The sequence below is a fragment of the Prosthecomicrobium pneumaticum genome, from assembly GCF_014199915.1.
GTDB lineage: Bacteria > Pseudomonadota > Alphaproteobacteria > Rhizobiales > Kaistiaceae > Prosthecomicrobium > Prosthecomicrobium pneumaticum.
The window spans coordinates 107,339-133,349 of the sequence record NZ_JACHOO010000006.1 but is presented as its reverse complement, the minus strand read 5'-3'; the positions used below and the strand labels follow the sequence as shown (position 1 = coordinate 133,349).

The 26,011-nt window shown below is 69.2% G+C and carries 28 protein-coding genes and 1 tRNA gene; 12 read left to right on the top strand and 17 right to left on the bottom strand.

The window, feature by feature from the left end; translation table 11 throughout:
• Window positions 1-37: 37 nt before the first annotated feature.
• Together GGQ63_RS14795 and GGQ63_RS14790 are read right to left on the bottom strand one after the other, a co-directional pair.
• Complete coding sequence (locus GGQ63_RS14795) at window positions 38-892, bottom strand: SRPBCC domain-containing protein (RefSeq protein WP_183857157.1); 855 nt, start codon at window positions 890-892, stop codon at window positions 38-40.
• Window positions 889-1,230, bottom strand: coding sequence for an ArsR/SmtB family transcription factor (locus GGQ63_RS14790; protein WP_183857155.1), 342 nt, complete (start codon window positions 1,228-1,230; stop codon window positions 889-891). Before GGQ63_RS14790 ends, GGQ63_RS14795 begins: the two co-directional genes overlap by 4 nt.
• 416 nt (window positions 1,231-1,646) lie before the next feature.
• Here GGQ63_RS14790 and GGQ63_RS14785 point away from each other — a divergent pair, with 416 nt between their 5' ends.
• Window positions 1,647-3,323, top strand: a complete 1,677-nt coding sequence (locus tag GGQ63_RS14785) for a methyl-accepting chemotaxis protein (RefSeq protein ID WP_183857153.1) — start codon at window positions 1,647-1,649, stop codon at window positions 3,321-3,323.
• Between the two features lie 85 nt (window positions 3,324-3,408).
• Here GGQ63_RS14785 and GGQ63_RS14780 read toward each other — a convergent pair whose 3' ends face one another.
• The gene (locus GGQ63_RS14780) at window positions 3,409-4,188 is read right to left on the bottom strand and encodes an SDR family oxidoreductase (RefSeq protein WP_183857151.1); all 780 of its coding nucleotides are present in this window, start codon (window positions 4,186-4,188) and stop codon (window positions 3,409-3,411) included.
• Window positions 4,185-4,523 (bottom strand): nuclear transport factor 2 family protein, encoded by a 339-nt coding sequence (locus GGQ63_RS14775; RefSeq protein WP_183857149.1) that lies wholly within the window; start codon window positions 4,521-4,523, stop codon window positions 4,185-4,187. Before GGQ63_RS14775 ends, GGQ63_RS14780 begins: the two co-directional genes overlap by 4 nt.
• Before the next feature lie 118 nt (window positions 4,524-4,641).
• Between GGQ63_RS14775 and GGQ63_RS14770 the strand changes: the two genes are divergently transcribed.
• Window positions 4,642-5,550 carry a LysR family transcriptional regulator gene (locus tag GGQ63_RS14770; protein WP_183857146.1) on the top strand — a complete coding sequence of 303 codons (909 nt, stop codon included), beginning with the start codon at window positions 4,642-4,644 and terminating at the stop codon, window positions 5,548-5,550.
• Window positions 5,551-5,597: 47 nt separating this feature from the next.
• Here GGQ63_RS14770 and GGQ63_RS14765 read toward each other — a convergent pair whose 3' ends face one another.
• From GGQ63_RS14765 to GGQ63_RS14745, 5 genes are all read right to left on the bottom strand, one after another.
• Window positions 5,598-5,888 carry a type II toxin-antitoxin system RelE family toxin gene (locus tag GGQ63_RS14765; RefSeq protein ID WP_183857144.1) on the bottom strand — a complete coding sequence of 97 codons (291 nt, stop codon included), beginning with the start codon at window positions 5,886-5,888 and terminating at the stop codon, window positions 5,598-5,600.
• Window positions 5,878-6,126, bottom strand: a complete 249-nt coding sequence (locus tag GGQ63_RS14760; RefSeq protein WP_183857142.1) for a type II toxin-antitoxin system Phd/YefM family antitoxin — start codon at window positions 6,124-6,126, stop codon at window positions 5,878-5,880. The genes GGQ63_RS14765 and GGQ63_RS14760 overlap by 11 nt, the downstream gene beginning before the upstream one ends.
• A gap of 406 nt (window positions 6,127-6,532) precedes the next feature.
• Window positions 6,533-7,675: a three-Cys-motif partner protein TcmP gene (gene tcmP / locus GGQ63_RS14755; RefSeq protein WP_183857140.1), complete on the bottom strand. Its 1,143-nt coding sequence runs from the start codon at window positions 7,673-7,675 to the stop codon at window positions 6,533-6,535.
• Window positions 7,675-8,442 carry a DUF5131 family protein gene (locus GGQ63_RS14750; protein WP_183857139.1) on the bottom strand — a complete coding sequence of 256 codons (768 nt, stop codon included), beginning with the start codon at window positions 8,440-8,442 and terminating at the stop codon, window positions 7,675-7,677. The genes tcmP and GGQ63_RS14750 overlap by 1 nt, the downstream gene beginning before the upstream one ends.
• Window positions 8,443-8,780: 338 nt before the next feature.
• Window positions 8,781-8,870: transfer RNA gene (locus tag GGQ63_RS14745), tRNA-Ser, on the bottom strand.
• A gap of 337 nt (window positions 8,871-9,207) precedes the next feature.
• Between GGQ63_RS14745 and GGQ63_RS14740 the strand changes: the two genes are divergently transcribed.
• The 3 genes from GGQ63_RS14740 (at window position 9,208) to GGQ63_RS14730 (ending at window position 11,674) form a co-directional block, all read left to right on the top strand.
• A complete protein-coding gene (locus GGQ63_RS14740) occupies window positions 9,208-9,531 on the top strand; it encodes a hypothetical protein (RefSeq protein ID WP_183857137.1) in 324 nt (107 codons plus the stop codon).
• A 245-nt stretch (window positions 9,532-9,776) separates the two neighbouring features.
• Complete coding sequence (gene msrA / locus GGQ63_RS14735; RefSeq protein WP_183857135.1) at window positions 9,777-10,442, top strand: peptide-methionine (S)-S-oxide reductase MsrA; 666 nt, start codon at window positions 9,777-9,779, stop codon at window positions 10,440-10,442.
• A gap of 128 nt (window positions 10,443-10,570) precedes the next feature.
• Window positions 10,571-11,674, top strand: a complete 1,104-nt coding sequence (locus GGQ63_RS14730; RefSeq protein ID WP_183857133.1) for an NADH:flavin oxidoreductase/NADH oxidase — start codon at window positions 10,571-10,573, stop codon at window positions 11,672-11,674.
• Window positions 11,675-11,725: 51 nt separating this feature from the next.
• Here GGQ63_RS14730 and GGQ63_RS14725 read toward each other — a convergent pair whose 3' ends face one another.
• Window positions 11,726-12,466 (bottom strand): aspartyl/asparaginyl beta-hydroxylase domain-containing protein, encoded by a 741-nt coding sequence (locus GGQ63_RS14725; RefSeq protein ID WP_183857579.1) that lies wholly within the window; start codon window positions 12,464-12,466, stop codon window positions 11,726-11,728.
• A gap of 239 nt (window positions 12,467-12,705) precedes the next feature.
• On the opposite strand from GGQ63_RS14725, the gene GGQ63_RS14720 reads away from it, so the two are divergent.
• From GGQ63_RS14720 to rpoN, 5 genes are all read left to right on the top strand, one after another.
• Complete coding sequence (locus GGQ63_RS14720) at window positions 12,706-13,320, top strand: ribonuclease D (RefSeq protein ID WP_183857131.1); 615 nt, start codon at window positions 12,706-12,708, stop codon at window positions 13,318-13,320.
• Between the two features lie 114 nt (window positions 13,321-13,434).
• The gene (lptC, locus tag GGQ63_RS14715) at window positions 13,435-14,142 is read left to right on the top strand and encodes an LPS export ABC transporter periplasmic protein LptC (protein ID WP_183857129.1); all 708 of its coding nucleotides are present in this window, start codon (window positions 13,435-13,437) and stop codon (window positions 14,140-14,142) included.
• Entirely contained in the window at window positions 14,139-14,750 is a 612-nt protein-coding gene (locus tag GGQ63_RS14710) for an LptA/OstA family protein (RefSeq protein ID WP_183857128.1), read from the top strand. Before lptC ends, GGQ63_RS14710 begins: the two co-directional genes overlap by 4 nt.
• A gap of 29 nt (window positions 14,751-14,779) precedes the next feature.
• On the top strand, window positions 14,780-15,589 hold the full coding sequence (gene lptB / locus GGQ63_RS14705; protein ID WP_183857126.1) for an LPS export ABC transporter ATP-binding protein: 810 nt from the start codon (window positions 14,780-14,782) through the stop codon (window positions 15,587-15,589).
• A 75-nt stretch (window positions 15,590-15,664) separates the two neighbouring features.
• Window positions 15,665-17,227 (top strand): RNA polymerase factor sigma-54, encoded by a 1,563-nt coding sequence (rpoN, locus tag GGQ63_RS14700; RefSeq protein ID WP_183857124.1) that lies wholly within the window; start codon window positions 15,665-15,667, stop codon window positions 17,225-17,227.
• A 37-nt stretch (window positions 17,228-17,264) separates the two neighbouring features.
• Here rpoN and mepA read toward each other — a convergent pair whose 3' ends face one another.
• On the bottom strand, window positions 17,265-18,233 hold the full coding sequence (gene mepA, locus GGQ63_RS14695; RefSeq protein ID WP_183857122.1) for a penicillin-insensitive murein endopeptidase: 969 nt from the start codon (window positions 18,231-18,233) through the stop codon (window positions 17,265-17,267).
• A gap of 249 nt (window positions 18,234-18,482) precedes the next feature.
• Between mepA and GGQ63_RS14690 the strand changes: the two genes are divergently transcribed.
• Window positions 18,483-19,124, top strand: a complete 642-nt coding sequence (locus tag GGQ63_RS14690) for a peroxiredoxin (protein ID WP_183857120.1) — start codon at window positions 18,483-18,485, stop codon at window positions 19,122-19,124.
• A gap of 94 nt (window positions 19,125-19,218) precedes the next feature.
• On the opposite strand, the gene GGQ63_RS14685 is transcribed toward GGQ63_RS14690, so the two are convergent.
• From GGQ63_RS14685 to GGQ63_RS14660, 6 genes are all read right to left on the bottom strand, one after another.
• Entirely contained in the window at window positions 19,219-20,046 is an 828-nt protein-coding gene (locus tag GGQ63_RS14685) for a purine-nucleoside phosphorylase (protein WP_183857118.1), read from the bottom strand.
• Window positions 20,046-20,456, bottom strand: coding sequence for a cytidine deaminase (cdd, locus tag GGQ63_RS14680; protein ID WP_183857116.1), 411 nt, complete (start codon window positions 20,454-20,456; stop codon window positions 20,046-20,048). The genes GGQ63_RS14685 and cdd overlap by 1 nt, the downstream gene beginning before the upstream one ends.
• Window positions 20,456-21,430 (bottom strand): ABC transporter permease, encoded by a 975-nt coding sequence (locus tag GGQ63_RS14675; RefSeq protein ID WP_183857114.1) that lies wholly within the window; start codon window positions 21,428-21,430, stop codon window positions 20,456-20,458. The genes cdd and GGQ63_RS14675 overlap by 1 nt, the downstream gene beginning before the upstream one ends.
• A 9-nt stretch (window positions 21,431-21,439) precedes the next feature.
• Window positions 21,440-22,558 carry an ABC transporter permease gene (locus GGQ63_RS14670; RefSeq protein WP_183857112.1) on the bottom strand — a complete coding sequence of 373 codons (1,119 nt, stop codon included), beginning with the start codon at window positions 22,556-22,558 and terminating at the stop codon, window positions 21,440-21,442.
• Complete coding sequence (locus GGQ63_RS14665; RefSeq protein ID WP_183857110.1) at window positions 22,555-24,099, bottom strand: ABC transporter ATP-binding protein; 1,545 nt, start codon at window positions 24,097-24,099, stop codon at window positions 22,555-22,557. Before GGQ63_RS14665 ends, GGQ63_RS14670 begins: the two co-directional genes overlap by 4 nt.
• A 142-nt stretch (window positions 24,100-24,241) precedes the next feature.
• A complete protein-coding gene (locus tag GGQ63_RS14660; protein ID WP_183857108.1) occupies window positions 24,242-25,237 on the bottom strand; it encodes a BMP family lipoprotein in 996 nt (331 codons plus the stop codon).
• Between the two features lie 371 nt (window positions 25,238-25,608).
• On the opposite strand from GGQ63_RS14660, the gene GGQ63_RS14655 reads away from it, so the two are divergent.
• On the top strand, window positions 25,609-26,010 hold the full coding sequence (locus GGQ63_RS14655) for a methylglyoxal synthase (RefSeq protein ID WP_183857106.1): 402 nt from the start codon (window positions 25,609-25,611) through the stop codon (window positions 26,008-26,010).
• The last annotated feature ends 1 nt before the right edge of the window (window position 26,011 follow it).

Sequence of the window (26,011 nt, the reverse complement as noted above, 5' to 3'; positions counted from 1 at the left end):
CGGCCGGCCGCAGGGTCCACCGCCATGGCGGGGCCGTTCAGACGGCGGCGGCGCGGCGGGCCTCGACCATGCGCTCCAGCTTGCCGAGCGTCTGCAGGCCCAGTTCGAGCGCGCCGAATCCCTTCGCCGCCTCATATTCGGCGCGGCTGCTCATCACCATGCCGAGCGTCACCCGCGTGCCCTCCGCATGATCCTCGAAGGCGACCCAGGCATCGGCGTGCTTCGGGCCATTCTCGCCCCAGAGCAGGGTATAGGCGAGCCGCTCGCCGGGCTGGATCTCGCCATAGCGATGATGGTTCGGATAGACCGTGCCGTCGGGGCCGATCATCTCGAACACCCATTCGCCACCCGGTTCGAGGGCGATGCGCCGGGTGCGGCAGGAATAGCCGTCCGGCCCCCACCATTGCGGCAGCGCCTCCTCGTTCATCCAGGCGTCCCACACGGCGGCGCGGGGCGCGCGCAGGACGCGCTCGATGAGGAGCGTGCGCTCGGCCGCCGCGGCGAGACGATCGAGCGCCGCCGCGAAATCCTCACGCGCGGCCGCTGCGCCGGAGCCTCCGGCGAGCGCGGCGCGCTGCACCGTCGCGACGAGCCGGCTCGTTTCTCCTGTATCGGCGAACTCCGCCGTCACCAGAGCCGCCGCCTCGGCCGCGCCGTCCGGCGCGACGCATTCATAGCCGATGCTGCCGAGCCCGGGCTGCAGCACCAGCCAGCCGGAATCCCGCGCCGCCTCCCTCTCTGCCGCCGGAAGCCAGACCGCCCGCGCGGCGGGTGCCGTCCAGACCTGCCAGAGCACCGCGAGCGGCGCGGCGACCGCGCGCTCCAGCACGAAGGTCGCGAAGCGGCCTTCGCCGCGCCCGCCGGAGGTATCCCGTTCGTCGTTCGGCATCATCGGTCCTGCTCCTTCATCGTCCTCATGGCGAAGGCCTCCAGCCGGTCGAGCCGGGCGTTCCAGACGGCCCTCTGTTCGTCGAGCCAGGCCCGGACCGGATCGAACGCCTCGGGCACCAGCGCACAGGTGCGCACCCGGCCGTCCTTGGCGGTGGCGATCAGCCCCGCCTCCTCGAGCACGGCGAGGTGCCGCATCACCGTCGGCAGGCGCAGCCCGGTCGGGCCCGACAGGTCCGTCACCCGCATCGGCCCCTGTGCGAGCCGGCCGAGCATCGACCGGCGGGTCGGGTCGGCGAGGGCATGGAAGAGGCGGGAGAGGGTGGGATCATGGTTAGTCATGAGGCTAACTATCATCGCTACGGCCGCGCGGCAAGCCAAAGTTCGATGAACGGCTAACCATCGGCGGCGGGCCGGCGGCGAAGGGCGGGTCGGTCTCGCCCGAACGCCGCACCGGCGCGGCGCGCGGCCTCCGGGCGGACCCGGGCGGGGCGAAGCTTGGGGCCGGGCGCCCCCGATCCGGCGGAGGACCGTCTCTTCCACGGGTGCGGCCACAGCCTGATGCAAGCTTCGGCTGCCTAGGTCGGCGGGTCTTGTCGGCAGAAGTCCGCGGCCCTTCGGGGATCGCTCCCCGGGATGAGGAGCGGGCGGGATTCGGCCGAATCGAACGCGAATTCACCCGTCTGTTGCGATCGCCGGCGTCACGGATCCTGCCGGTCGCCGCGCAGAATCCAGGGATCCCGAGGATCGGAAAGAATATGAAGAACCTGCTCGTCCGAACGAAGATCATGATCATGTTCGGGCTCGTGCTCGTCGCGAGCCTGGTGACCGGAGGCGTCATCATGCTCGCCCAGTCCACCGTGTCGCAGAATGTCGACTGGACGGTCCACACCTATGAGGTGCTCGACAAGGTCGACGGCCTGATGGCGGCGCTCGTCGACCAGGAGACGGGTCTGCGCGGCTTCCTGATCACAGGGCGGGAGGGCAGCCTCGATCCGCTGCGCGCCGGCGAGAAGGCGTTCGAGGAGAACTGGTCGGCGGCGAAGTCCCTGACGAGCGACAATCCCGCCCAGCAGGCGCGGCTCGCCGCGGTCCGCCAGGAGGTGGACGAGTGGCAGCGCAACGTGTCGCATTACGCCATCGATCTGATGGCGAAGCCGGGCTCGCAGGACCTCGCCCGCGACGTCGAGCGCGCCGGCAAGGGCAAGGCCTATTTCGACAAGATCCGCGCGCATGTGGCGGAGCTCAAGGAGGCGGAGGCCTCCCTGCTCGGCGTCCGCAACGCCGCGATGCGATCGGCTGAAGCCATGATCTGGTTCGCCGTCGCCCTGTCGGTGGCCTCGGTGCTGGTGATCGGCCTCATCGCCGCCTTCGTGCTCAACAAGCTGATCGCCGTTCCGCTGCGCGCCACGGCGGCGGGCATGGACCGCATCCGCGGCGGCGACTTCGCGACGCCGGTCGCCCATACCGAGCGCAGGGACGAGATCGGCGCGATCAGCACCGCTCTCCTCTCCTTCCGCGACGATCTCGCTGCCGCCGAGGCGGCGCGCCGGGAAGCCGCCGCCCGCGAGGAGCGCGAGCGCGCGCAGATGGCGCGGCGCGACGAACTCGCCCGCACCTTCGTCCAGAACATGCAGACGATCGTCGGCCAGTTCGCGTCCTCCTCCAACGAGGTCGCGGTCGCGGCCCGCAATCTTTCCGCCACCGCCGAGGAGACCTCGCGCCAGGCGGTCGCCGTCACCGATGCCGCCTCTGAGGCCTCGACCAATGTGCAGACCGTCGCCGGCGCGACGGAGGAGATGAGCTCCTCGATCCGCGAGATCGGTTCGCAGGTCACCCAGGCCGCGGAGATCGCGAGCGCCGGCTCGCAGGAAGTCACCCGCGCCGCGAGCGAGATCCGCGAACTCTCCGAGGCGGCGACCAAGATCGGCGAGGTGGTCAGCCTGATCACCGACATCGCCGGCCAGACCAACCTCCTCGCGCTCAACGCCACCATCGAGGCGGCGCGCGCCGGCGAGGCGGGCAAGGGCTTCGCGGTCGTCGCCCAGGAGGTCAAGCAGCTCGCCGAACAGACGGCGCGCGCGACGCAGGAGATCGGCGTGAAGGTGCAGGGCATCCAGCAGTCGACGAGCCGGACCGTCGCCTCGATCGAGAAGATCGTCGGCACCATCACGCAGATCCGCGACGTCACCTCGATGATCGCCTCGGCGGTCGAGGAGCAGACCGCGGCGACGCAGGAGATCGCCAGCAACACCCATATGGCGGCGAACGGCACCGGCGCGGTGAACGACAACATCGCCGGGGTCGGCCGCTCGGCGGAGATGACCGGCGCCGCCTCGACGCAGCTCTCCTCGCTGTCGACCCAGCTCTCCTCGCAGGCGGGCGAGCTGGAGCGGGAAGTGGCGGATTTCGTGAAGAACCTGCGCGCCGGCTGACGGCTGCGCGCGGGTCGAAAGCGAGGGGTCGCGGCGCACCGGCGCCGCGGCCCCTTCTGCCGTTCAGGCGATCGGGATCGTCCCGTCAGACCGTCGGGATCGTGCCGCCATCGATCACATGTTCCGTGCCGGTGATCGCCGCGGCGCGGTCCGAGGCGAGGAAGGCGATCAGATCGGCGACCTCGGCCGGACGCGCCGGCCGGCCGAGCGGGATGCCGCCGAGCGCCTGCATGATGATCCTCCTGCCGCCCTCGACATCGGTGCCGGCCTGCTGCGCGAGGCGCTGCGCCAGTTCGACGGAGGCCTCGGTCTCGATCCAGCCCGGCGCCACCCGGACGACGCGCACGCCCTTGCCCGAGACCTCCTTCGAAAGGCTCTTGCTGTAGGCCGAAAGCGCCGCCTTCGCTGCGGCATAGGCGGTGGTCGCCTCCGGCAGCGGCAGCCGGCCCTGGATCGAGGTGACGTGGATCACCACGCCGCCGCCCTGCGCGACCATCGCCGGCACGAGCGCCCGGTCGAGCCGCACAGCCGGGAAGAGGTTGAGATCGAGCTCGCGGCGCCAGTCCGCCTCGCCGAGCGCGGCGAAGCCGCCGGCCGGGGCCGACGAGCCGCCGAGCATATGGACGAGGATGTCGACGCCGCCGAGCCGCTCGCCGACGGCGCGGGCGAGGGCGGCACAGCCCTCCTCCGTGGTCAGATCGGCGGCGACGAACATCGCCTCCGCCATCGCCTCCGGCCTGTGGCGGGCGGTGGTCAGCACGCGGGCGCCGAGCGCCTCGAACAGCGCCACCGTCGCCGCGCCGGCGCCGCGCGTGCCCGATGTGACGAGGGCGCGCCGGCCTTCGAGCGAGAGGAAGCCGGTCATGCGCGGGGCTCCGCCGCGCCGATGTCGAGCGCCGCGATCGCCGCGCCGTCGAGCCGGAAGGAGAAGGCGAGCGTCACCGGGCTGCCGGGAAAGCGGCCACTGACGCGGGCCTCGACGCGCACGCCTTCGGCCGTCGCGGCCTGCGCCACCGGCACGGCGACCGCGCCATACTTCGCCTTCGCCGCGCGCCACCAGGCGCCGATCGCCGCGCGGCCGTGCATCGTCGCGCCTTCGTCGGCGACGACGGCCCGTTCGGCGAAGGCCGCAATCAGCGCCGCCTCGTCCGCGCGGCCATCGGCCTCGAAATAGGCCGCAACAGGGGCAGGAAGGTTCATCGCCATCACTCCAGGAGGGTTTCGTTCTGAGGGGTTCGTTCGCCCCTTCCATCTGGCGATGCGGGATTGTACGGATAAGACGCACAACACGGCATGCGGTATCCGGAAAAACGGGACAATGATCCGCCCGACGCTCGCCGATCTCGACGCGGTGATGGCGATCGCGCGGCGCGGCTCGTTCCGCGCCGCCGCGATCGAACTCGGCCTGTCGGCGACCGCGCTCAGCCAGGCGATCGGCCGGCTCGAAACCGGGCTCGGCGTCCGGCTCTTCAACCGCACGACGCGCAGCGTCTCGCTCACCGAGGCGGGCCGGCTGTTCGTCGCGGAGGTCGGCCCGGCGCTCGGCGACGTGCACGGCGCGCTCGAGCGGGTGACGGCGCAGCGCGCGACGCCCTCGGGCAGGCTGCGCATCAATGCCGCGCCCTTCGCCGCGCGCGAGATCATGGCACCGCTCGTCCTGCCCTTCCTGCGCCGCTATCCGGACGTGCATGTCGATCTCGTCACCGAAGGGCGGCTCGTCGACATCGTCGCGGAGGGCTTCGATCTCGGCGTGCGGGTCGCCCATCTGGTGCCGAGCGACATGATCGCCGTCTCGCTCGGCCGGCCGCAGCGCCATGCGGTGGTCGCGGCGCCCGCCTATCTGGCGGCGCACGGCGCGCCCGCGGTGCCCGCCGATCTCCCCGCCCATCGCGCGGTCGCGGTGCGGCTGCCGAACGGCGCGCTCTATCGCTGGCGCTTCGAGAAGGCGGGCGAGACCCTCTCGATCGAGGTGCGCGGGCCGATCACCCTCGACGAAGGCACGGTCGCCCGCGCCGCCGTGCTCGACGGGGTGGGGATCGGCTATTTCTTCGAGCAGGAGGTCGACGCCGACATCGCGGCCGGCCGTCTCGTCCGCCTGCTCGAGGACTGGACGCCGCCCTTTCCGGGCCTCTGCCTCTATTACCCCGGCCGCCGCAACCCCTCGGCCGCGCTGCGGGCCTTCGTCACGATGGCGCAGGCCCTCGCCGCCGGGCGGGACCTGGCGTGAGGGACGGGCGGCGTTCCGTCCGGTGCCCGGCCGCGCCGGGCAAGGCGTCAATCGGACCGGCGGCGTTCCGCGGCCTTGTAGACTTCGTTCCGCTCTCGCCTGCCGACCGCGACGACGACGACCAGCAATTCCCGATCCTTCACCTGATAGACAAGGCGGTAGCCGGCGTTACGCAGCTTGATCTTGTAGCGTTCCTTGATGCCATGCAGACGCGCAGACGGGACTTTCGGATTCTGCAGACGCTCCGCGAGCTTGGCCTTGAACTGCTCGCGCGTCGCGCTGTCGAGCTTGCGCCATTCCTTCAGGGCCTCATCCAGAAAGGCGAGCTCATAGGTCATCCAGCGTGACCTTGTGGACGGCCTGGCCCTCCCGGGCATCCGCGATGGCGTTCAGTTCCAGATCCTCGATCTGGTCCAGCATCGCCTCGTAGGCTTTGGCCGGCACGCAATAGAAGGCCGGCTCGTTCCGGTTGAGGATCGCAACGGCGAACCCCTCGCCCGCCGCGACAGTGCCCATCGGGTTCTTCTTCAGTTCAGACACGCTGGCCGTGGTCGCCGCGAGAATCCGGTGCGCCATGTGGAGCCTCCTTGAGAGTACGAAATATGGCACTCTAAACAGGTCCTTTCAAGCGGTCCCTTTGGCGCTCGGGGGAGCAGAGACGCCGCCGAAAAGGCCGCCACGGCCTGCGTGACAGACGCGGGGGCAGGACACGCGGCCAGCGGCCAGAGCCGGCGTAGGGCTGGAGTGAGAGAGTTCCGATCTTCGCCTGCCCGAAGGCGGTTCGCAGGATCGTCCGAGCTACATCGGGGGAGGCGATCGCGGAGACCGCGACGCTGGCCCGCCTCCGGTGCCAGTTTGGGGACACCGAGGTAGGTTAACTAAAAGCGACCACGAACCGAAGTTGCCCAAGATCCGAAGCATTAATGCCATTCGCGCCAGCGCCGTGCATGATTTCCATATGCCGAGGCGACGCCCAGCCTTCTTATTGCCCGCCAGACCAGAACCTTGTCTCAGGCACCGGAGTCCGTTTCCCGTCGGGCAGGTCGTAACGCAGCAAGCCAGCCTTCCGGCATGCCGCTGCGATCTTGTTCAGATGGGTCGTGCGCACCGGAACCTGCTCCATGACCTGGCTGGCGACTGCTCCGAACGCGATCCCTGGCCTCTCTGACACCGCTCGCCGCAACAGTTCCTTGGCCCAGTCGACATGGGCCCAACAGCCCACCCCGTCGCGATCAGTCTCGAAAGCAATGATCTGATCCTCAGGAAAGAGCTGGGGCTGCCCGCTTTCCTCGGTCCGAATGTTGTGACGGGTGCGAACCGCCTCCTTTTCCACCTTCTCTTGAACGGTCCGGAACACCTCAACACCAAAACCGCTGTGGGTGCCGAGGATCAGACGCATCTTGATCCGATCTTCGCGAGGTTTCCGGATGGCCATATCCGGGAGATAAGTCGCGACCCTTGCTTCCTTCATCTTTGCTTTCAAAAGCTGCAGGATCTTCGTCTCATTTGATCCTTCGGTCATCGCCTCAAATGACGTCTTCCAGGCTGGGTCGGCCAAGAACCGGCCGACAGACTCGGCAACACCATCCCAACCGGCATGGCGGTTCACTTCCTCGGCCATGAAGTTGAACAGAAACTCGCCACTCAAGGCTCTGAGGAAATCGAAAACCTTGCTGGACTCAACATTCCATCCGGTCGGGTCGATGAACGTGAACGTGAAGCCATCGCGACAGGTTGACCGGATGCCATCAAGGTTGTCCTCGAAGGCGCCCGAAAAGACCTGGATGTCGAATTCTGGCTTCTGGGCCGCGAACGTTTTCAGCTTGGCGACCGAAGCCGGGTTCCGCTCACAGAAGCGGAACCGCACCTTGAGACCGGTGCGACCCATGCCAATGAGCGAGCTGCGTACAGTTTCGAGTGTTTCGATCGCCTGTGAAAACGAGGCATCGGAGTACATGTTGGTGTCCGATACCCGCCAAGGGCCTGCAAATGCGTCGACGAAGTTGAAGACCGGCGATCTGCCTTGGAAAAGCTTGTAGGCCGCGGCCTCAAGATATTTGTTAAGAAACAGATGCTTGATAAAGGACTGCTCGCGTCCCCGGTAGTCTCCGATCCGAGGCGGCATCAAGCATCCTTGGGCTGCAAAGCGCGCATGATTGGCTCAGGCACGATCTGCCACGGAAAGCCGTTCCATTCCTCCCCATCGAGCAGCCGCCCGCCCGACTTCGGACGTGCACCACCCCATTGCTTGAAGAAGAAGGCTACCTCGTCACGGTCGCAGATGTCCCGGATCTGTCTTGCCCAGCTTTCGTCCATGGGGCGAGCCCGCGGCCCGCTCTCGCCGCCAACGATGGCCCATGCGATGCCACGTAGATCGACTTCGCCGATCGGTCCCAGGAGTGGCTCGAACGAAATGAAGCGTGCATCGGAGTTAATCTGCTTCAGATGCCCGATCCGGCTCGTGTGAGCGGCGTCCTCAACCGATACGCCAAGCCATATATGGCGCGGAACCGGTCTGCCATCATACCGCTTCCGGACATAGTTGCGCATAAGCGAGCTGCGCTTGGTCAGCACCTGATAGACATGCCAGTTCGCCTGCTCCATGGCATCGAACACTTTGTCGATGAACGTGCGGTCTATGTCCTTGTGGAAGAGGTCACTCATCGAGTTCACGAAGATCATCCGCGGCTTTTTCCACTGCGCGGGCTGCATCAGCCGTGATGGCCAGAGCGTCAGGTCGAAGCCTTGTTCGTAGGGGTGTCCAGCAACCCCCCGCCAACGTTCGGCAAAGCGTTCCGCGTAGCAGTTGTCGCAGCCGGGACCGACCTTGATGCAGCCCGTCACCGGGTTCCAGGTTGCGTCAGTCCATTCGATTTCCGACGTTTGCGCCACGGAGCTGCCTCGTTATTGGACTTCACCCTATCCTAGGCTCATCTCAGAACATAGAAGGAACGCGCGGTCTTCAAACAGGAAAATGCTGCTTCGATTGAACAGCCTATTTGGGAGCGATTGGGGCTTCGTTAGCCGAAAAAATTCGAAATTCCGAACCGGTCGGATCGTCTAACCGCATGAAGAGGCGAAGCTTTCTGTTCGTATGGGACTGGCGATTCGGAGAATGCGACCCAGAGTTAGCGGGCTGCGCTGTGCAGAGGCCGCACCAGCAAAGCCTTTGAAAGGTGGCGCGATCTGTTGCCGCGCAGCGTTCGGGGAGACGCTTCAATTGAACGCAATGGCGGAGGGAGCGGGATTCGAACCCGCGATACGGTTTCCCGTATACACACTTTCCAGGCGTGCGCCTTCAACCACTCGGCCACCCCTCCGTCCCGGTGCAGGCCCTGCTGCGGCGGGCCGCAGCGGTTCGGGCGATGCCTCGCCTGCCGGAGCGGGCGCACTATCACGAAGAGCGGGCGCGACGCAAGACGATCCGCTGTGCCGGCGAGGACGATCCGCTGTGCGGTAGTGTCCTACTAGGACACTACCCGCTGTGCCGGCGTTGCGTCTTCACGCCGCCCGCGGCCCAGCCGCCCGAGGATGTCGGGCGCGGCGCCCGGCGCGCCGCCGTCTCCCTGTCCGGCGCGGCGTTGCCGCGCGGGGCGGGGCGCATTATCTAGGAGCGGTCGCGGGCTTGCCGCCCGGTGTCGCGAGCGCGGGCCGTCCATGTTCTCCTTCCTGTCGCGTCTCCTCGGCCTCTTCGCGCTGTCGATCGGCGTGGTCGCCCTCGTCGTCGACGGCACGCGCTCGATCGCAACCTCGAGCCTGACGCTCGCCTCGCTCGGCCAGACCTGGTTCTCGCTGTCGCGCGACAGCCTCGCCGCGGCGCAGGGCTTCGTCGCGGGCCATGTCGAGCCGCATGTCGGCGCCTGGGTGTGGGACCCGGTCGTCCAGTTTCTTCTGACCCTGCCGACCTTCGCGGTGTTCGCCGCGCTCGGCGCGCTGCTGATCCTCGCCGGGCGCCGCCGCCGGCGCGCCGCCTTCGCCTGAGGAGGACGCCCGCGCGACGGGGCCGCCCCGGCACCATGGCACGGGTTTCGCCGCAGCTCTGCCGGCCGCCCCGCGGCACGATGATGGACCCCGGCACGGAGGCCGGGGTGACGGGTGTCCTCCGGGAGGCCGCGCCCGCCCGTCCTCGACCCCGCTTTGCGGGGCACGGCTCCGAACCGCCCCGCCTTGCGGGGCATGATCCGACCGCCCCCGCTTTGCGGGGTATGACCCAAGGAGGGTTTCCGATGTTCCTTCTCGACCTCCTCGCCCGCAAGACCCGCCTGCCCGCGGCGGGCGAGGCGCTTCCCGGACGGCCGATGCCGATCACCGTGCCCGGCACGCACGCCGTCTCGGGCCGGCCGCTCGCCGGACCCTATCCGGAGGGCATCCGCACCGCGCTGTTCGGCCTCGGCTGCTTCTGGGGCGCCGAGCGCGCCTTCTGGCGACGCGACGGCGTCTTCGTCACCGCGGTCGGCTATGCCGGCGGGGCGACGCCCAACCCGACCTATGAGGAGGTCTGCTCCGGCATGACCGGCCATAACGAGGTCGTGCTCGTCGCCTATGACCCGGCGGTGGTCTCCTTCGCCGAGCTCGTCCGGCTGTTCTTCGAGAGCCACGATCCGACCCAGGGCATGCGGCAGGGCAATGATGTCGGCACGCAGTATCGCTCCGGCATCTATGTCGGCGATGCGGCCGAGCGGGCGACGGCCGAGGCGGTGCGCGACGCCTATCAGGCGGCGCTGAGCGAGAAGGGGTTCGGCCGCATCACCACGGAGATCGTCGACCGGCCGGCCTTCTACTTCGCCGAGGACTATCACCAGCAATATCTCGCCAAGGTGCCGAACGGCTATTGCGGCCTCGGCGGCACCGGCGTCGCCTGCCCGGTCGGCACCGGCGTCGCGGCCGCCTGAGCCGCCGCCCCGGCGCGGCACGCCGGATCACGATTGCGAAGACGGGGCCGCCGCTTATATTTCGGCGGCCTTACTTTTTTCCCGCACGCCGCCGCCGGCCCGCTCTCCCTCTTTTCCCGAGGTCCTCCATGGCTGCCACGCTCTTCTCGCCGCTCGCGCTCGGCCCGTTCACCCTGCCGAACCGCATCGCGATCGCGCCGATGTGCATGTATTCCGCGCTCGACGGCACGCCGGGCGACTGGCACCTCGCCCATTGGACGAGCCTCGCCGTTTCCGGCGCCGCGATGATCACCGTCGAGGCGACCGGCGTCGAGGCGCGCGGCCGCATCACGCCGTCCTGCCTCGGCCTCTATTCGGACGAGAACGAGGCGGCGATCCGCGACCGGCTGGCTTCGGCGCGCGCCGTCGCGGCCGAGGGCGCGGTGTTCGGCATCCAGCTCGCCCATGCCGGCCGCAAGGCCTCGACCAACGTGCCCTGGCAGGGCGGCGGGCCGCTCGCCGCCGCGGACGGCGCCTGGCAGACGGTGGCGCCCTCGGCCGTGCCCTTCGCGCCCGGCTGGCACGTGCCGCACGCGCTCGAAGCGGACGAGATCGAGGGCATCGTCGAGGCCTTCGTCGCGGCGGGCCTGCGGGCCGAGCGGGCGGGCTTCGACTTCGTCGAGATCCACGGCGCGCACGGCTATCTGCTGCACCAGTTCCTGTCGCCCTTCTCGAACCGGCGGACGGACGAATGGGGCGGTCCGCTCGAGAACCGGATGCGGCTGATCCTCGCGATCGCCGAGCGGCTGCGCGCCGCGCTCCCCGAACGGATGGTGGTCGGCGTCCGCCTGTCGGCGAGCGAATGGGTCGAGGGCGGCTTCGATCCGGACGAGACGGTCGCCGTCGTGAAGGCGCTGAAGGCGCGCGGCGTCGCCTATGCCTGCATCTCCTCGGGCGGCAACCTGCCGAAGGCGCCGGTGCCGAACGCGCCGCTCTATCAGGTGCCCTTTGCCGAGAAGGTCAGGCGCGAGACCGGCATGATCACCCGCGCCGTCGGCCTGATCGACCGGCCCGAGCAGGCCGAGGCGATCGTCGCCGAGGGCCGGGCGGATCTCGTCGCCTTCGCGCGCGCCGTGCTCGCCGATCCACGCTGGCCGTGGCGCGCCGCGGCCGAACTCGGCGCCGCGCTCGAGGTGGTGCCGCAATACCGCCGCAGCCTGCCGGTGATGGCGGGCTGGGCGCAGCGCGGCTGAGGCCGGCGGAAGGACGGGCGTGCCGCCCGGGGCGTCGCCGCGGGCGGCGTCTCAGCGGTGCAGGCGGCCGGCGCCGTAGAACATCCGCTCCCAGGCCTTCTGGGCCTTGTAGCCCTCGCGGATGAAGGGCGTGAAGACGGCGAGCCGCAGCACGGCGCGGTTGACGAGGCGGGCGGGAAAGCGGGTCGGCTTCTCGAAATCGACGAACAGCACCACCCGCACCCGGTCGGAATGGTTCCACGCCTCGTGCTCATAGGCGTCGTCGAAGATCAGCGCCTCGCCCTCGCGCCAGTGGCACACCCGGTCGGCGACGCGGATGCCGATCTTGTCGGGCTCGTCCGGCACGATCAGGCCGAGATGGAAGCGCAGCACGCCGTTATAGGGGCCGCGATGCGGCGGCAGGTGCTTGCCCGGCTCGAAGATCGAGAACATCGCCGATTTGAGGCCGGGAATGCCCTGGAGAATCCGCCAGGTCTCCGGGCACTGGCGGATCGCCTCCTCCGAGCGGATGCCGTAGCCATAGAGGAGGAAGGTCTTCCAGTTGCGGTCGGCGGAGATCGAGCGGACCTCGGACGCGATCTCGTGGAAGGCCGGCAGGTCGCCCTTGCGCACCAGAACGCGGTCGAGCTCGGCGCGGATCAGCCGCCACTCCGCCTCGATCGCCTTCGCCCAGGGAAAGGCCTCGGTCGGGAAGACGGGTGGATTGCCGACCGCGGAATGGCGCAGATTGAGCGCCTCGGCGGCATCGACCAGACGCTGGACGAGCCGCGCGGCGAGGCCCGGCCGGCTCATCGTGTCCTCGAGACCCGCGGTCTTCGCCTTCTGCCGGCTCGAGTCCTCTTTCACCTGTCGCTCGTCCGTCGCCTCGTCCGCGGTCCGCCGGTGCGTTTGGCACGTGGGGCGGAGAGGGGGAAACTAGCGCGCTTCGGCGGCGCCCGAAAGGGATCCGCCGCGCCCGCCGCCGCGACATGGTTGCCGCGGTGCTTCCGCTCCGCTACCACCGGGAGCTTCCGCCGTCCGGGGACCCGAGCATGACCATCCGCCTGCATCGCGGCGATCTCGCCGATCTCTCGCCCTATGGCGACGTCGTGGCGATCGACACCGAGACCCTCGGCCTCAACCCGCATCGCGACCGGCTCTGCGTCGTCCAGCTCTCGCCCGGCGACGGCAGTGCCGATGTCGTGCAGATCGAGCCGGGGCAGACGGCGGCGCCCAATCTGGTGCGGCTCCTCACCGATACCCGGCGCGTCAAGGTGTTCCACTACGCCCGCTTCGACATCGCCGTGCTCGGGCACGCCTTCGGCATCACGGTGGCGCCGCTCTTCTGCACCAAGATCGCCTCGCGGCTCACCCGCACCTATACCGACCGGCACGGGCTCAAGGATCTCGTCAAGGATCTGCTCGACATCGACCTGTCGAAGCACCAGCAGAGCTCGGACTGGGCGGCCGAGACGCTGACCGACGCGCAGCTCGCCTATGCGGCGTCGGACGTGCTGCACCTCCATGCGCTGAAGACGAAGCTCGAGCAGCGGCTGGCGCGCGAGGGGCGCACCGCGCTCGCCCGCGCCTGTTTCGACTTCCTGCCGACCCGCGCGGCGCTCGATCTCGCCGGCTGGCCGGAGGAGGATATCTTCGCGCATTCCTGAGCACCGCGGCATTCCGCGCCCTGCTATGCCGCGCCGCAGAAATTACATATTGATAAGGAGAGTGAGCCTCTTCATTCTGCAGCGGCGTCGGGTGCGGCGCAACTTGGAGACGAGATGGCATCCGTGAGCGACCGGGTGGCCGACAGCGGGGCGCACCGCTTCGTCGGAGAGCGGCGGGCGGGCGTCGAGGAGCGCTATCGCGCGGCCCGCCGGCACTCGACCTTCGTCCGGCTGCTGAAGGTGATGCTGCCGGCGGCCGGCCTCGTCGGCACCGCGGTGTTCGTCGCCTATGCCTATCTCCTGCCCGGCCTGCCGAACGGCATCTCGGTCGATTCCTACGACGTGCGCTCGGACGCCATCGTGATGGAGAACCCGAAGGTCTCCGGCTTCCAGAGCGGCGGCCGCTCCTATTCGCTGCATGCCGCGCGCGCCATCCAGTCGCTCAAGGACACCAAGCTCGTGACGCTCGAGGAGCTGTCGGCGACGGTGGGGCTCGGCGGCGACGGCCAGGCGATGATCACCGCGCAGCGCGGCATCTATAACGGCAACCAACAGACGCTCGATCTGCGCGACAGCGTCACGCTCGAGACGACCATGGGCTATTCCGGCAAGGCCTCGGCGGTGATGATCGATCTGCGCGGCGGCGGCGCCTCCACCAACAGCCCGGTGGAGCTGCGCTCCTCCGACGGCGTGCTCCATGCGAAACGGATGGTCGTCGCCGAAGGTGGGCAGCGCATCCGGTTCACAAATGGGGTAAAGATGAGCTTCGTCCTGCCGGACGATCCCGGAACCAGCGTCGCCGCACCCGCCGTGAGAGAATGATGTCCCCGATCCTGCGCCGCTTCGTCCTCGTCACCGCCCTCGTGATCGGCGCCGCATCGGCCGCCGGGGCACAGCAGCCCGCACCGAAGCTTTTCGGCGGGCTCTCCTCGAATTCCGAAGGCCCTGTCAATGTCGAGGCGGACGCGCTCGACGTGGTCGAGCAGGACGGCCAGCGGATCTCGACCTTCAGCGGCAATGTGACGGTGACGCGCGGCGACACGGTGCTGAAGGCCGGCAAGATCGTCATCTACTCGACCGGCGACGCCAAGCCGGCGGCCGACGCCGCGACCGGTGATGCGAAGCCCGCCGAGGCGAATGCCGCCGCGGCGCCGGCGGTGCCGGGCGGCGGCGATTTCAGCCGCATCGTGGCGTCGGGCAAGGTCTACATCAATTCGAAGGACCAGACCGCGACCGGCGACGAGGGCAGCGTCGACCTGAAGACCCGGCTGATCACGCTGACCGGCAATGTCACGCTCAGCCAGGGCAAGAACGTCATCACCGGCCAGCAGCTCGTCTACGACATGAACACCGGCCGGGCGCGGATCGAGCAGGCGGCGGGCAACCGAATCCGCGGCGTCTTCACGCCCGGCAGCGGCTCCGGCCGGTAACTCCGTCCGCCCGCCGTCCGGAAACCCGCTTGTCCCTCTTCTCCCGCACCCGCCCGAGCGCCGGCTCCAGGCCGGCCCGTCCACATGTCGCGCGCATGGCCTCCGGCATTGGCGGGCCGGGCTGGCTCGTCGCCCGCGGCCTCGGCAAGACCTATCGACGGCGCCATGTCGTCCACTCGGCGAGCCTCGCGGTCGCGCGCGGCGAGGCGATCGGCCTGCTCGGCCCGAACGGCGCCGGCAAGACGACCATCTTCTACATGATCACCGGCCTCGTTCGCGCCGACGAGGGCACGATCGAGCTCGACGGCCATGACGTCACCCGCCTGCCGATGTATCGGCGGGCGCGGCTCGGCATCGGCTATCTGCCGCAGGAAGCCTCGATCTTCCGCGGCCTGACCGTCGAGCAGAACATCCGCGCGGTGCTCGAAGTGGTCGAGCCGAGCCGGCGGAAGCGCGAGGCGGAGCTCGATTCGCTGCTCGCCGAATTCCACATCGAGCATCTGCGCAAATCGCCCGCGATCGCGCTGTCGGGCGGCGAGCGGCGGCGCTGCGAGATCGCCCGTGCGCTCGCCTCGCGGCCGGCCTTCATGCTGCTCGACGAGCCCTTCGCCGGCATCGACCCGATCGCCATCGGCGACATCCAGATGCTCGTCCGCCACCTGACGGCGCGCGGCATCGGCGTGCTGATCACCGACCACAATGTGCGCGAGACGCTCGGCCTGATCGACCGCGCCTATATCATCCATGCCGGCGAGGTGCTGATGGAAGGCCGGCCGGAGGACATCGTCGCCAGCGCCGATGTGCGACGGATCTATCTGGGAGAACAGTTTACCCTTTGACGCGGCCGGCATATCGGCTACCAAATCAGGGTCAAGCAATTTTTAGACCACTGTTCCCCGCGTCGCCGAGCATCCATGGCCCTCTCTCCGAAACTCGAGCTGCGGCAGAGCCAGTCCCTGGTGATGACGCCGCAGCTGATGCAGGCCATCAAGCTGCTCCAGCTCTCCAATCTCGACCTCGTCGCCTATGTCGACGCCGAGCTCGAACGCAATCCGCTGCTCGAACGCGACGACCGTGACGAGAACGGCGACGCGCCGCTCGCCGCGCCGGAGCCCGACCGGGACGGCGAGGGGGCGGAGGGCGGCGGCGCGGCCGAGGGCGACCAGCCGGACTGGCTGGAGACCAGGCTCGAGACGAGCCCCGATGCGATCGCCGCGCGGCTCGACACCGATCTCGCCAATGTCTTCCCCGACGATCACGGCGCGGCGGCCGGCGAAGCGGCGCCCGCCCCGCCGCTCGACCCCTGGAACAGCACGCCGACCCGGCAGGCGCTCTCCACCGAGGATTACAATCTCGAGGCCTTCGTCGCCGAGACGCGCTCGCTCGCCGACCATCTCACCGACCAGCTCGGCCTCGCCGTCGACGATCCGACCCGCCGGCTCGTCGGCCTGGCGCTGATCGACGAGGTCGACGAGGCGGGCTATCTGCGCGCCGATCTCGATGCGCTCGCCGACCGGCTCGGCGCCTCGCGCGGCCTCGTCGCGGAGGTGCTCGACCTCCTGCAGAGCTTCGACCCGGCCGGCGTCTGCGCCCGCGATCTCGCCGAATGCCTCGCCCTGCAGCTGAAGGAGCGCGACCGCTACGATCCGGCGATGGCGGCGCTGCTCGGCCGGCTCGATCTCGTCGCGCGGCGCGATTATGCGCAGCTCCGCCGGATCTGCGGCGTCGACGACGAGGATCTCGCCGAGATGCTCGCCGAGCTGAAGGCGCTCAACCCCAAGCCCGGCAGCGCCTTCGATTCCGCCCCCGTCCAGCCGGTGGTGCCGGATGTGATGGTGCGCGCGGCGCCGGACGGCAGCTGGCTGATCGAGCTCAATTCCGAGACGCTGCCGCGCGTGCTCGTCAACCAGAGCTATTACGCCTCGGTGGCGCGCGGCTCGAAGCGGGACGGCGACCGCGCCTATCTCGCCGAATGCCTGCAGACCGCCAACTGGCTGGTCAAGAGCCTCGACCAGCGGGCGAAGACGATCCTCAAGGTGTCGACCGAGATCGTCCGCCAGCAGGACGCCTTCCTGGCGCTCGGCGTCGAGCATCTGCGGCCGCTCAACCTGAAGACCGTCGCCGAGGCGATCGGCATGCACGAATCGACCGTGTCGCGCGTCACCTCGAACAAGTACATGGCGACGCCGCGCGGCATCTTCGAGCTGAAATACTTCTTCACCTCGGCGATCGCCTCCTCCGAGGGCGGCGAGGCGCATTCCGCCGAGGCGGTGCGCCACCGCATCAAGACGATGATCGACGCCGAGCCGGTCGATGCGGTGCTGTCCGACGACACGATCGTCAAGATGCTGCGCGATTCCGGCGTCGACATCGCCCGCCGGACGGTGGCGAAATATCGCGAGGCGCTGCGCATTCCGTCCTCCGTGCAGCGCCGGCGCGAGAAACAGGCGATGTCGATCACCTCCGAGCGGATCTGAGGGCGCCAGCGCCCGCCGGCCGGGCGCGCCTTCCCCCTCAGTCGGCCGGCTTCTTGCGCGGCAGCGGGCCTGCGGCCCCGGCCTCGACCGGCGGCGCGCCGGGCGCGGTCGCCCTCGCATCCGCCTCTCCGGCGAGGAGCACGGTGCGGCAGGCGGCCGGCAGATCGGCGAGCGTCACCGGCCGCGGCGGCCGCACGACGGGGGGCTTCGCGCCCGGCTTCGGCGGCTTGGGCGGGGCGAGCCAGCTGTCGAGCTCGGCGCCGCAGCCGTCGCCCGGCTCCGGCGCCTTCTGCGGCACACAGCCGGTCCAGCCGCGCGGGCAATCGAGCCGGACGTGGAAATGGAAGTCGTGGCCCCACCAGGGCCGCACCTTGGAGAGCCAGGCGCGGTCGGCGCCCGCCTCGGCGCAGAGCTGCTTCTTGATCGCCGGATTGACGAAGATGCGGCTGACGCGCGGGTCGAGCGCGGCGCGGCGGATGATCCGGGTGCGGGCCGGCGTCCAGACGCTCGGATCGACGCGGCGGCGCCTGGCGTCGACCATCGAGACGGCGGAAAGGTCCTCGCGCTCCTTGGCCGACAAACGGCGGTCGGGCATCGGCGTCAGCCAGATGTCGGCGTCGAGGCCGATCTGGTGGCTGGCATGACCGGTCAGCATCGGCCCGCCGCGCGGCTGCGCCATGTCGCCGACGAGAAGGCCGGGCCAGCCGTCCTTCTTCGCGCCGTCGGCGGCGAGCTTCTCGAGGAAGTCGACGAGGAGGGGCGTGCCCCAGTTGCGGTTGCGCGACAGGCGCATCGCCTGCCAGTAGGGGCCGTCGACGGGGAGGGCGACCGCGCCGGCCATGCAGCCCTTGGCATAGGAGCCGATCGACCGCGCCTCGAGCGGCGCGGGCTCCCGCGCCGCGCCGAACAGGATCTTGGCCGGCGTCTCCTCGAGCGCGTCGCGCGCCAGGGCCGGCAGGGAAGCGACGGCGAGGAGGAGGGCGAGGAGGATCCGAACGGCCGGCATGAAGGACACCCGATGACACTGCGCGGCCGCCGCCCGCCCCGCCCGGCGCCGCTTCGGACGCCATGATGCCGGCCCGCCGGACCCGGCGCAATCTCCGTTCCGTGCCACGCCGCTGCAGCGGAAAACCATGCTCGGAACGGCCGGAAAGCCGCGATTGACCCGGCCGCCGCGAGTGCCGATAGTGCCGCCGACCGCCGGAAAACGGCGCGAGACGGCCGCATGGCCGCATCAGGACGAGAGGATTTCGCGATGGCGCTCAATCTCGGCGACACGGTTCCCGACTTCACCGCCGACACCACCGAGGGCAAGGTGTCGTTTCACGAATGGCTCGGCGACAGCTGGGGCGTTCTGTTCTCCCACCCGAAGAACTTCACCCCGGTCTGCACCACCGAGCTCGGCTCGGTGGCGAAGCTGAAGCCGGAATTCGACAAGCGGAACGTCAAGGTGATCGGCCTTTCGGTCGACCCGCTCGAGGCGCATGAGCGCTGGTCGGCGGACATCGCCGAGACGCAGGGCGCGGAGCTCAACTTCCCGCTGATCGCCGACCAGGACAAGACGGTCGCCGATCTCTACGGCATGATCCACCCGAACGCCTCCGACACCACGACGGTGCGCTCGGTCTTCGTCATCGGGCCGGACAAGAAGCTCAAGCTCTCGCTCACCTATCCGGCCTCGACCGGCCGGAACTTCGACGAGATCCTGCGGGTGATCGACAGCCTGCAGCTGACCGCCAAGTTCTCGGTGGCGACGCCGGCGAACTGGAAGGACGGCGAGGACGTGATCATCGTCCCCTCGGTGTCCGACGAGGCGGCGAAGGCGAAATTCCCCGGCGGCTGGAAGACGCTGAAGCCTTATCTGCGCGTCGTGCCGCAGCCGGGCAAGGCGGCCTGAGCCGGGCCGAGCCGCGAACACCCGGTGCGCCCGTTTTCGGGGTGAGATGCCCGCGCCGCACGGTTCCTGCCGGCGGCGCGGCCGACCGGTGCCGTCATGAAGCGGACGGCGCCGCGAACCGGTCGCGCAGGAAGCGGCGCAGGATGCGCTCGAGCTTCGCCGCGCCGCGCGGCGCGACCTCCTTCGTCTCGTCGTGCGACAGCTCGCCCACCCGCATGCCGGCGCCGTAATTCGTCAGGATCGAGACGGCCGCGACCTTCAGGCCGAAGAAGCGGGCGAGGATCACCTCCGGGACGGTCGACATGCCGACCGCATCGGCCCCGAGCAGCCGCGCCATGCGGATCTCGGCCGGCGTCTCGAAGGAGGGGCCGGAGAACCACATATAGACGCCCTCGCCGAGCGGCTCGCCCTCCGCTGCAGCGGCGCCGGCGAGGCCGCTCCGCCAGCCCGCGTCATAGGCCGCCGACAGGCCGACGAAGCGGGCGTCGGTCTCCTCGCCGATCAGCGGGTTGCGCCCCGACAGCGCGATGTGGTCGGTGACGAGCATCGGCGTCGCCGGCGGCAGGTCCTCGCGCAGCGACCCCGCCGCATTGGTGAGCACCACGCCCTCGCAGCCGAGCGCCTTCAGCATGCCGATCGCGTCGCGCATCACGGCGGCGTCGCCGCTCTCATAGTAATGCGCCCGGCCGGCGAGCACGACGACCGGCACGCCCTCGAGCCGGCCGGCGACCACCGCGCCGCGATGCGAGGAGACGCGCGACACCGGCATGCCGGGCAGCGTCTCATAGGGCAGCACCGCGGCATCCTCCACCGCATCGGCGAGACCGCCGAGGCCGGAGCCGAGCACGAGACCGAGCCGGAAGGGGAGATCCTTGCGGGAACGCACGAGCGCGGCCGCGGTGCGGCCGTCGTCGCGCGTCATCAGAACCGCTCGACCGCGAAGGCGGCGGGCAGCAATTCGCCGAGGGTGAAGCTCTCGCCCTTGCCCTCCGGGTCCATGCAGTGGACGACGAGGTCCGGCCCTGCGAACTCCTTCAGCCGCTGCCGGCAGCCGCCGCAGGGCGTGCAGACGATCCCGCCATCGACCCGGTCGGCGACGACGCAGACCATGGCGATCCGCCGGCCGGGCGCACTGCTCGCCCCGGCGATCATCTGGGCGATCGCCGAGGTCTCGGCGCACCAGCCGTTCGGGAAGGCGACGTTCTCGACATTGGCGCCGAAATAGACCTCGCCGCTTTCGGTGCGGAGCGCCGCACCGACCTTGAAGCCCGAATAGGGGGCATGGGCCCGCTCGCGCGCGACGAGCGCACGGTCGAAGAGAAGCTCGTTCATCACCGCTCCTTCACATAGGGCACGCCGCCGGCCTTCGGCGGAATCGCCTTGCCGATGAACCCGGCGAGCAGGATCACCGTCAGCACATAGGGAAGCGCCTGGATGAACTGCACCGGAACCTCGCCGATCACCGGCAGGCGCTTGCCCTGCATCTGGATCGACACCGCGTCGAGGAGACCGAAGAGCAGGCAGGCGCCGAGCACGTTGACCGGCTTCCATTTCGCAAAGACGAGCGCGGCGAGCGCGATATAGCCCTTGCCGGCCGACATCTCGCGGATGAAGGCGGCCGACTGGGCGATCGACAGATAGGTGCCGGCGAAGCCGCCCAAGATGCCGCCGCAGATCAGCGCACGATAGCGCAGCCAGGCGACCGAGACACCGGCGGTATCGACCGCGCCGGGATTCTCGCCGACGGCGCGCAGCCGGAGGCCGAAGCGGGTGCGGAAGAGCACCCACCAGGTGAAGGGTACGGCGAGCAGCGCCAGATAGACGAGCAGATTGTGGCCCGAGATCACCGAGGCATAGATCGGCCCGATCACCGGGATCGGCCGGATCTGATCGACGAAGGGCAGCGTGATCTCGGTGAAGCGCGCGGTGTTCGGCAGTTGCGGCGTGCGGCCGCCTTGGCCGAACCAGGCATTGCCGAGCAGCACGGTGAGGCCGGAGGCGATGAAATTGATCGCGACGCCCGAGATGATCTGGTTGCCGCGCTGGGTGATCGAGGCGAAGCCGTGCAAGAGGCTGATCAGGACCGAGGTGAGGATCGCCGCGCCGAGCCCGGCCCAGGCCGAGCCGGTATAGGCGGCAGCCGTCGCGGCGGCGAAGGCGCCGAACAGCATCTTGCCCTCGAGGCCGATGTCGAACACGCCGGACCGTTCGGCATAGAGGCCGGCGAGCGCTGTGAAGATCAGCGGCACGGAGAGCCTGAGCGTCGAGGCGAGGACCGGGATGAGGAGGGTGTCGAAAAGGTCCATGTCCGCCCCTCACGCCGGCCGCAGCACGGCGGCGCCGCGCGGGGCGAACAGACGGACGAGCGCCGGCCGGAACATGTATTCGAGCGCCCCGGCGAAGAGGATGACGAGGCCCTGGATCAGCACGATCATCTCGCGGGTGATGTTGGGCACCCAGAAGGCGAGCTCGGCACCGCCCTGATAGAGAATGCCGAAGAGGATCGCCGCCAGCACGATGCCGACCGGATGCGACCGGCCCATCAGTGCGACGGCGATGCCGACGAAGCCGGCACCGGACGGGAATTCGATCTGCAGCTTGCCATGGTCGCCGAGCAGCACGTTGAGCGCCATCAGTCCGGCGAGGCCGCCGGAGATCAGCATGGTGATGACGACGGTGCGGCCATAACGGATGCCGGCATAGGCGGCGGCGGTCGGATTGGCGCCGATGGTGCGGATCTCGTAGCCGAAGCGGGTGCGCCAGACGAGCACCCAGACGAGAAAGCCGCTCGCGAGCGCGAGGAAGAAGGAGACGTTGAGCGGCGCCGTGCCGAGATCGAGACCGAGGGGCGAGAATAGGAAGCCGAGCCGCGGCAGGAGCGCGCCCGACTCGAAGAGGCGGGTCTGCGGCGACATCGAGCCCGGCTGCTTCATCACATTGACGAGCAGGTAGACCATCAGCGACGCGGCGATGAAATTGAACATGATCGTCGTGATGACGATGTGGCTGCCGCGCTTCGCCTGCAGCCAGGCCGGCACGAGCGCCCAGGCGGCACCGAAGGCGAAGCCCGCCGCGGCGGCGAGCGGCGCCGTCACATACCAGGGCATGATCCGGTCGAGCGCCAGCGCGACGAGCGCGACGCCGAGCCCGCCGACATAGACCTGGCCCTCGCCGCCGATGTTGAAGAGGCCGCAATGGAAGGCGACGGCGACCGAGAGGCCGGTGAAGATGAAGCTCGTCGCATAATAGAGGGTGAAGCCGAGGCCTTCGCCCGAGCCGAGCGCGCCGGTGACCATATAGTTGATCGCCTCGAGCGGGCTCGCCCCGATGAACAGCACGACGAGGCCGGAGACGAGGAAGGCGACGACGAGATTGATGAAGGGCAGCAGGCCGTAATCGACCCAGCGCGGCAGCTGCCCGAACGGCGCGCTCATTCGGCCGCCTCCCTCGCCTCGATGCCGGCCATCATCAGGCCGATCTCCTGCTCGTCGGCATCGGCCGGCGGCGTGCCGACGATGCGGCCGGCGAACATCACGAGGATGCGGTCGGCGAGCGAACGGATCTCGTCGAGCTCGACGGAGACGAGGAGGATCGCCTTGCCGGCATCGCGCAGCGCGACGAGCCGCTTGTGGATGAACTCGATCGCGCCGATGTCGACGCCGCGCGTCGGCTGACCGACGAGAAGCACGGCCGGATCACGCTCGATCTCGCGCGACAGCACGATCTTCTGCTGGTTGCCGCCCGAGAAATTCGCCGTGCGCAGCCGGCAGTCGGGCGGACGGATATCATAGCGCTCGATCTTCGCCCTGGCGTCGGCGCGGATCGCGTCGATGTCGAGCAGCGGGCCCTTCAGATATTTCGGGTCGGTCTGATAGCCGAGAATGGCGTTCTCGTTCTCCTCGAAGGAGAGCACGAGGCCCATATGGTGGCGATCCTCCGGCACATGGGCGAGGCCGCTCGCCCGCACCCGCGCCGGATCGAGCCGGCCGTCGGCGCCGAGCGCCTCGCCATTGACCCGGATCGTGCCGGCGGACGGCCGCCTGATGCCGGCGATCGCCTCGAGCAGCTCGGACTGGCCGTTGCCGGCGACGCCGGCGATGCCGACGATCTCGCCCGCCCGCACGTCGAAGGAGACGCCGTCGACCATGGTGACGCCGCGGGCATCGCGCACCGTCAGCTTCTCGACGGAAAGGACCACGGGTCCCGGATGGGCCGGCCCCTTCTCGACATGGAGGAGCACACGGCGGCCGACCATCAGCTCGGCGAGCTCCTCGGCGCTCGTCTCCGCCGTCTTGCGGGTCGCCACCATCTCGCCGCGGCGCATCACCGAGACATTGTCGGTGACGGCGAGGATCTCGCGCAGCTTGTGAGTGATCAGGACGATGGTCTTCCCCTGCGCCCGCAACTGGCCGAGGATCTTGAAGAGATGGTCCGCCTCGGCCGGGGTGAGCACGCCCGTCGGCTCGTCGAGGATCAGGATCTCGGCGCCGCGATAGAGCGCCTTCAGGATTTCGACGCGCTGCTGCAGGCCGACCGGGAGCTCTTCGACGACCGCGTCGGGGTCGATGTCGAGGCCGTATTCGCGCTCGATCCGCTTCAGCTCCGCCCGCGCCGCCGCCGTGCCGCGGCGGAGCAGCACGCCGCCCTCGGCACCGAGCATGACGTTCTCGAGCACCGTGAAATTCTCGACCAGCATGAAGTGCTGATGGACCATGCCGATGCCGGCGCGGATCGCCGCCTGGCTGTCGGTGATCGCGACCGGCGCGCCGCCGACACGGATCTCGCCGGCATCGGCCTGATAGAAGCCGTAGAGGATCGACATCAGCGTCGACTTGCCGGCGCCGTTCTCGCCGACGATGCCGTGGATCGTGCCGCGGGCGATCGAGAGGTCGATCGACTTGTTGGCGTGCACCGCCCCGAAACGCTTGTCGATGCCGACGAGCTCGATGGCCGGCGGCGTGGTGGGCGACGTCATGCCTCAAGGATCCCCGAACGCGGCCGCGCCCGCCGGTTTTCCGGTATCGGGTCGAGGCCGCTCATCCGAACCCGGCCGGCGGGACACCGCCGGCCGTCATCGGGCACCCGGCCGCACGCGGGCGGCCGGGCCTGCGCGCCGGTCATTCGACCGGGCAGGTCTCGTCCGACATGTAGTCGTGCACCGTGACGGTGCCGGCGATGATGTCGGCCTTCGCCTTCTCGACGGCCGCCTTCATCTCGGGCGTGACGAGCGGGCCGTTATTGTCGTCGAGCGCCCAGTCGACGCCGCCTTCCTTGAGGCCGAGGGCCTGGACGCCGGCGGTGAACTGGCCGGCCTTGGCGTCGGCATAGGCGTTGTAGACCGCGACATCGACCTTCTTGACCATCGAGGTCAGGATCTTGCCCGGATGGAGGTAGTTCTGGTTCGAATCGACGCCGATGCCGAGCTTGCCGTTGTCGACGGCGGTCTGCAGCACGCCGAGGCCGGTCGCGCCCGCCGCGGCGTAGATGACGTCCGCGCCCTGGTCGATCTGCGACTTGGCGAGCTCGCCGCCGCGCACCGGATCGTTCCAGGCGGCGCCGGTGGTGCCCGTCATGTTCTGGAAGAACTGCGTCGCGCCGCCGGCCTTCGCACCCTGGACATAGCCGCAGCCGAACTTGCGGATCAGCGGAATGTCCATGCCGCCGACGAAGCCGACCTTCTTCGTCTCCGATTTCAGTCCGGCGAGCAGGCCGACGAGATAGGAGCCCTCGTCTTCCTTGAACACGACGGAGCGGACGTTCGGGGCGTCGACGACGGAATCGACGAGCACGAATTTCGTCTCGGGGAATTCCTTCGACACCTTGGCGACCGCATCGGTCCAGGCGAAGGAGAGCGCGACCACCGGGTTGAAGCCCTCGCTCGCGAATTTGCGGATCGCCTGCTCGCCCTGCGTATCGTTCTGCGGCTCGAAATCGCGGTAGGCGATGCCGGTGTCGGTCTTGTACTTCTCGGCGCCGTTATAGCCGGCCTCGTTGAACGACTTGTCGAACTTTCCGCCGGTGCCGTAGACGAGCGCGGGCTTGATGTCCTGCGCGAGCGCCGGCTGAGCGGCGATGAGCGCGAAGACCGCCGCCCCGAAAAGCTTCCGAATCATGATTGTGCCCTGCTCCTCTCGAGAGTTGGTGCTTTCATCCGGCCTGCCCCGAAAAGGCCGGTGGCGGGGGCACGATCGCATCGTTACCCCTCCCGTCGGGGTAGATTTGCACGCGCCCGGCGAAAATTCATGCGATTTCTTTGCCCAGCGGGCGTCCGCGCCGGCGTGCCGGAATCCGCGGCGCGCCGCGGTCCAGGCGGGCGGAGGGCCGGGCTGCGCCGCAATTGTAGAACGATTGGTCAAAAAACAGGCGCCGCGCGGCGGCCGCCGCGCGGCCGCCACTTTCGGCTTTTCTTAGGGTTCCGATCTTTCTAAGACTGGCGCGGAATTGGGCGATCCGCCGCGGGCGGCGGCAACAGGCGGGGAAGACGATGGCGCTCGCGCTCGTCGCGCACGATCAGAAGAAGGCCGAGATGGTGACCTTCTGCCGGGAGCACGCCGCGACGCTGGAGCGGTTCCCGCTCTATGCGACCGGCACCACCGGCGGCATGATCCTCGAGGTCCTGCCGCAGCTCGCCCTGACCCGGCTGAAGAGCGGACCGCTCGGCGGCGACCAGCAGATCGGCGGGCTGATCGCGGACGGGCGCATCGACGCGCTGATCTTCTTCGTCGATCCGCTGACGCCGATGCCGCACGATGTCGACGTCAAGGCGTTGACCCGGCTGGCGCTCGTCTACGACATCCCGATGGCGCTCAACCGGCGCACCGCCGAGCTTCTGCTCGCCGATCCCGGCCGGCTCATCCTTCCCGAGGTTTCCGTGGACGAGGCCTGAC